The sequence below is a fragment of the Mesorhizobium sp. M4B.F.Ca.ET.089.01.1.1 genome (genome assembly GCF_004022605.1).
Taxonomy (GTDB): Bacteria; Pseudomonadota; Alphaproteobacteria; order Rhizobiales; family Rhizobiaceae; genus Mesorhizobium; species Mesorhizobium abyssinicae.
On record NZ_RZOS01000829.1, the window covers coordinates 1 to 1362 of the forward strand.

Genomic DNA, 1362 nt, shown 5'->3' on the forward strand with positions numbered 1-1362 from the left:
TCGCAAATGTGCTGTACGATCCGTGACGGTTCAAGTGGCTGGATCGAAGATTTCTCCTTGGCGCAGGTGCCCGGGGGACGGTGGCAGGATCAGGGCATCAAACGTGCGTAGCAGAGGTTGAGTTTCGCCGGCGTCAAAGGCGCCGATACGAAACCCATTCTGCTCGAAAGCTGTTTCATGAATCGCTGAACCCTTGGCGGGTCCGATCGATTTTCTGCCGGAAGCTGTCCTTCAGGGTAGAATCATCGTGTGCCTCAGGCCCGCAAATTTGGGAACCAGTGCTACGGGAGCCCTGACTTTGATTGCATTCTGTGGCTGCCTTCATTAATAAAACCGATCCGCCGCCGTTTATCAAAGCAGGAGCATTGCGTGACAGAAGAAGCCGAAAACAATACTGACGCCCTCATCGAGCTTACCGCCGAAGTCGTGTCGGCCTATGTGTCGAACAATCCACTCCCGGTAGGTGAGCTTCCGGCCCTGATCGACCACGTGCATGCCGCGTTGCAGGGCACGATGGGCGGTCCGGCCGCCAAGCCCGAGGAGCTCAAGCCTGCAGTCCCGATCAGGAAGTCGGTCACGCCGGACTATATCATCAGCCTGGAGGACGGAAAGAAATTCAAGTCGCTGAAGCGGCATCTTGCGACCCACTATGGTCTGACGCCCGAAGAATACCGGGCGAAATGGAGACTATCGGCAGACTATCCGATGGTTGCCCCGAACTATGCCGCCGCGCGCTCAGCTTTGGCGAAGACCATGGGCCTCGGCAGAAAACCCAATGAGGCCCAACAGGCCGCACCGGTAAAGAGGAGCCGCAAAAAGGCGGCCGCCTGATCGTCCCGCTTGCTTGTTGGCCAGGTGCCGTTTGAAAGGCGGGATCTCCCGGCTTCGGCATCTCTGCGATCCACAGCGAACTCGCCTACGTCCCGCAGCGCTGACATGATCGTGGAGAAGGCCTCCTTGTGTCTGCCGGACCTCGGGACGGCTCGTCGAGTTGCCAGCCTTCAAAGGGTGAGAGCTCAGCATGGCTGCAGGGGGCTACCGGACAATAACGATGCTGCCCGGCTGATCCGACAGGGGAAGCCGAAGGTCCTCAAGGCGCATAGTGTAGATTTTCTGTGCCAGCGTGGTTTGGCAGCAAAGCCTGCGGTTCTTTTGGTTAACCGAATACAAGGCGGAGGGCTAACGGGGCATAATTGCGAAAACCTGGATCAGGTTAGCTCGGCGATGACCTAAGGGAAGATCGCGTTTTCACTATCTTCGAATTTCCAAAACCCTTGGCTTCCCAACTGGGCTGTCCAAATTTGCGGTTGAAATTTACTTTTTCAGAATTGTTCGGTGTTAGGGGACCGACCAATACGCAGC

The 1362-nt window shown here is 56.9% G+C and carries 1 protein-coding gene; it reads left to right on the forward strand.

Annotated elements, in window-relative coordinates; all coding sequences use genetic code 11:
• Window positions 1-369: 369 nt before the first annotated feature.
• Complete coding sequence (locus EN780_RS34280; RefSeq protein ID WP_127410205.1) at window positions 370-831, forward strand: MucR family transcriptional regulator; 462 nt, start codon at window positions 370-372, stop codon at window positions 829-831.
• Window positions 832-1362: the final 531 nt, after the last annotated feature.